4 protein-coding genes are annotated in these 4,258 nt (G+C 59.0%); all 4 read right to left on the reverse strand.

Annotated features, from left to right (window positions below; translation table 11 throughout):
- Positions 1 to 28 precede the first annotated feature (28 nt).
- Positions 29 to 610 (reverse strand): hypothetical protein, encoded by a 582-nt coding sequence (locus NW818_RS01635; RefSeq protein WP_414423658.1) that lies wholly within the window; start codon positions 608 to 610, stop codon positions 29 to 31.
- A 74-nt stretch (positions 611 to 684) separates the two neighbouring features.
- The gene (gene ilvN / locus NW818_RS01640) at positions 685 to 1,209 is read right to left on the reverse strand and encodes an acetolactate synthase small subunit (protein ID WP_011432604.1); all 525 of its coding nucleotides are present in this window, start codon (positions 1,207 to 1,209) and stop codon (positions 685 to 687) included.
- A gap of 164 nt (positions 1,210 to 1,373) precedes the next feature.
- A complete protein-coding gene (locus tag NW818_RS01645; RefSeq protein WP_414423659.1) occupies positions 1,374 to 3,887 on the reverse strand; it encodes a DUF3656 domain-containing U32 family peptidase in 2,514 nt (837 codons plus the stop codon).
- A 145-nt stretch (positions 3,888 to 4,032) separates the two neighbouring features.
- Positions 4,033 to 4,258 (reverse strand): hypothetical protein (locus NW818_RS01650; RefSeq protein ID WP_414423660.1); only part of this gene is annotated, 226 nt, incomplete at its 5' end.

A 4,258-nucleotide genomic window follows, 5' to 3' on the forward strand; every position in this document is an offset into this window, starting at 1 on the left:
TTATTATTGACTAGAGTCATGCTCTACTTCAGGTGGGAGTAGAAGTATTGGTAGGGCTGGGAGCTCCATCGGACTCCGTCCTGCCAACGTCGGCGGCAGCAGGTGCAGTTGCCGGCAGTGTAGGTTCTGGCCCGGCAGGAGGCAACTCCGGTGCCGGTGCGGGCTGAGGCAGAAAGTCGATGACCTCCCAAGTCTTGGAATCCGGTGAGCTGTAGGCCAGCAGCCACCGTTCGGGCACGGTTTTGACGCGGTCGGGCGAGCGTTGTGTAGCAACAGTTTGTGCCTTTTGGTGGGCCAGGGTGAGCTGGAAGGGATCCCCTTTGCGGCGATAGGGGCGGCGGGATCCCGGCGGATGCACGATTAGGGTGTAGGTACCGCTGAGGTGATGGCCTTCCAGGGTTTCTCCTGAGACTAACAGCAAAGGTTCACGGCGATCTTGGCGGATTTTCACATCCTGCAATTCCAGATGTGCCGACAACCGGTCGCTGCCCACTAAGGATCCCACCGGCCCGGACAAATGAGCGATCTGATAGGCGAGGGCCTGCTGCACAATCGGCTTTGGCGGTCTAGGGCCGCAGCCGGCCAGCAGCCCCACCAGCACAATAGCCACAAGGCTAATCGTGCCCCGCAGAACCGATCCCCTACAACTCCACCCCAGTTTTGGCATCGCTTCCCCTGAGGCCATCAGACGGTAACTAAGGTGGGGTGTTGCTTCAGGTATTCCGTATTCACGCCGGACTCGCGGGTGAGAGCCACCAGGCCGGTACGGGCGATCTCACGGATGCCAAAGCTGGTCAACATCTTGATGATGGCCACCATTTTGCCGGGATCCCCGGTTACCTCGAGAGTCAAAGACTCCTCTGCCACATCCACAATCCGGGCACGAAACATTTGGGCCACATCCATAATGGCGGAGCGGGTATCGGGGCTGGCATTGACCTTGACCAGCATCAGCTCCCGTTCCACGCAGGGAACATGGGTGATATCGGTAACTTTCAGCACGTCGATGAGCTTGTAGAGCTGCTTCGTCATCTGCTCCACATCGTGTTCATCGCCCTGCACCACCATGGTGATGCGAGAGATCCCCGGTCGTTCGGTGGGGCCAACGGTGAGGCTGTCGATGTTAAAGCCGCGACGGGCAAACATCCCCGCAATGCGGGTTAAAACGCCAGGCTGATCCTGCACGAGGGCGCTGAGGGTGTGTTTCACGGCAACCAGAGGATAGAGAAAAAGCTGAGAAGAGGTTGGGGAAGCACCTGGGAATAACAATACCCTGAGGAAATTTTACGCCAACTTTGCCGGAATGTTTTTCGCATTGCTCCGGTCGGAGCACAGCTGCAGAGCCGGCGCCCTAGAGAAAGACAGCGCAGCCGTTAACTCTCCAAAGACCCGCGCGTAACCCCCAATTGGCTGTGTAGCTTCAGCTCCTGCCACAGTTGGGATCCGCTGAGTTGACCTTGTAGGAGTTGCTGATAGCGGTGCAGGGTTTGTTGGATCTCGGCGGGGGATTCATGCAAAAATTCGATGCGCAGATAGCGCAGGCCCAAGGCCAATAATTTCGGCACATATTCTGCCCCCGTTTGGGCCTTGCCGTTGTAGAGGGTATTCCGACAGCCGGCATCGGCCTTCAAAATGTGCTCGACATTGGCCCTGTCCCTCAGCTTCACCTCGTGTTTTTCACATGGGCGACCACAATTGGTGTAATCCGTTCCGCTGGATAAAAAGGCGCAAAAGACGCAGTGCTCCATGTGGAACAGGGGCATATGTTGATGAAGGGTAACCTCATACCTATGGGCGGGGCCGGCTTGCAGCAGGGATCCCAGTTGCTCATGGTTGAGGTCATAGGAAGCCGTCAGGCGCTCCAGGTTGTAGCGGGTTTTGAGATAGTGGGCCGTGATGGGATTGGCCACATTCAAGGAAAAATCCCCAATGCAACGCTGCCCGGCAAAAAAACGGAGATGGTCGTAATTTCTCACCAAGTAGCCATCGGCCCCAGCGGCCAACACTTGCTTTAGGATCCAGGTTTCTCCCGGCTTGGTGATGCGGGGCGGAGCGACCCACAGTTCCACCTCGGGATGGGCGGCTTTGGTTGTGCGGATCACCTCCCGATAGCGGCGGGGATCCTCAAACTCCAGATAGATCTGCCTAATACCGCTGGCTATCGCCGCCGGCAGTTGCGCCGGATCCCGCACCAACACCACCAACTGCGGGGATCCCCTTTCGGGCTCCTCCTGAGAAGGCACCAGATCTTGCCAGCGAGCTTCGGGATTGAGTTGCCAGCGCGGGGGCTGAGCTCGCAGAGCTTGTAGGCGTTCCACCGCTTGTCGGCGCATCTGGTTGAGCAGGCTCACCGGCAGCATTACCTCCCCCTGCAAGGCATTGTGCAGGGATCCCAACTTGAAGGGAGTGGAGCCCAAACGGCCCAGTTGCTGTCGCAGTTTTTCGGTGGTGAGGGGTTGGCGGTGGGCAGCTTCCAGGGGCAGCGGCGAATCCACCTGCACCGTATGGCCTTGCTCATCCCGCAGGATCAGCGTCAGCGGGGATCCCACTTGGCCGTGAACCTCCATGTGGACAGGCCGCTGAAAGCGGGGGTGATCCCCGGCGTAGCTTTGGCGCAGGCGCTTTTCCAGTTCCGGGTCGCTGGTCTTCCAGAGGCGATCCCCCACCCGCAGACGTTTGAGATCAATGACCCCCTCTCCGAAGCTGAGCCAGGCCAGCCCCTGCTTCTCTTGCACCCGGTAAACTCGCCCCCCCTGCTCCGGCAACTCCGGCTGCCCCTGGTCAAACACCACGCCGTCCCCAGCTTTGAGGGGTGCCTCCAGCCGGATCCCCACCTGATCCTGTTGGATCCCCACCACCTGCCCCAGGTAAACCCCCCGTTTCTTGCCAAACCGCGCGTGCACCAGCTCCTGGTTGTTGATGCCCCGCAGCCAGCCCGTATAAAGCCCGCGAGAAAAGCTCATCTCCAGCTCGTAGCGTTCCTGCTGCGAAGGCTGCCACGGCTGCCCCGCTCCCAGCGCATCCAACGCCTGCCGATACACCCGCGTTACATTGGCTACATATTCTGGGGATTTCAGCCGGCCCTCAATTTTCAGACAGCGGATCCCCAGCTTCACCAGCTCCGGTAGCACCTCCAGCCCGGCCAAATCTTGAGGGCTGAGCAGATACCGCTTCTCCCCCAAGTCGCGGCGGATCCCGTCTACCACCAGCTCATAGGGCATGCGGCAGGCTTGGGCACATTCCCCCCGATTGGCCGAACGCCCCCCCAGCGCCTCGCTGGTCAGACATTGCCCCGAGTAGGCCACGCACAACGCCCCATGCACAAAGACCTCCAGAGATAGGGAGGATCCCTTCTCTTGCAGATAGGCCTGGATCTGGGCGATTTCCTGGAGGGAACATTCCCGCGCCAGCACCACCACCTCACAGCCCAGCTCAGCGGCAAACTCCGCTCCCACTCCACTGGTGATGGTCATTTGCGTGGAAGCATGGATGGGGAAATCGGGGGAAAGATGCCGGATCAGGCGGGCTATGCCGATATCCTGCACAATCACCGCATCCACCCCCGCCGCGATCATCGAGCGGATGTATCCCTCGGCTTCCGTCAGCTCCCTTGGAAAAACCAGAGTATTCAAAGTAACATAGCCCCGTACCCCCCGCCGGTGCAGCCAGGCCATCAGTTCCGGCAAATCCGCTTCCGTAAAGTTGCGGGCGCGCATCCGGGCGTTGAAGCGCTCCAGCCCAAAATAGATGGCATCGGCTCCGTTTTCCACTGCCGCCTTGGCACACTCCCAATCCCCCGCCGGGGCCAGCAGCAGGGGCAACTTGGTGGTCAGAGGCGGCGCCTCAAAGTGATCCGTTTCCGCGAAATCTATCCCAGCAGCTTTCATCGGAAGACAGCCCCACAAAGAGAACAAGGGATCCTTTCCCATTCAAAATCAAAAAACCTGAGAGCAGGATCCCCTTGTCTCAGGTCAAGCTGCCTCTGCCGGCGGCCTCTTAACAAAAAACTCGTTCCGTCCGCAAAGGGTCTAGCTAAGAAGCCACCAGCACATTCAGGATCCCGGTGAGGACGGCGCTGAACAAAGCCAACGTTAGGTAGCGGCCAACAGCCGGGTTGTCACCCAGCAGCCGATCGGAAGCGCTGATGGTGAAAAACAAAGACCAGGCCTGAGTAGCGTTGATGGTCTCAAATTGGTTGAATTCAGCGGTGAAGATCTTAAGCCATGACTCAATGCTGATACATTTACGCTGAACACTG

This window comes from Synechococcus sp. R6-5 (assembly GCF_047461775.1).
GTDB lineage: Bacteria > Cyanobacteriota > Cyanobacteriia > Thermostichales > Thermostichaceae > Thermostichus.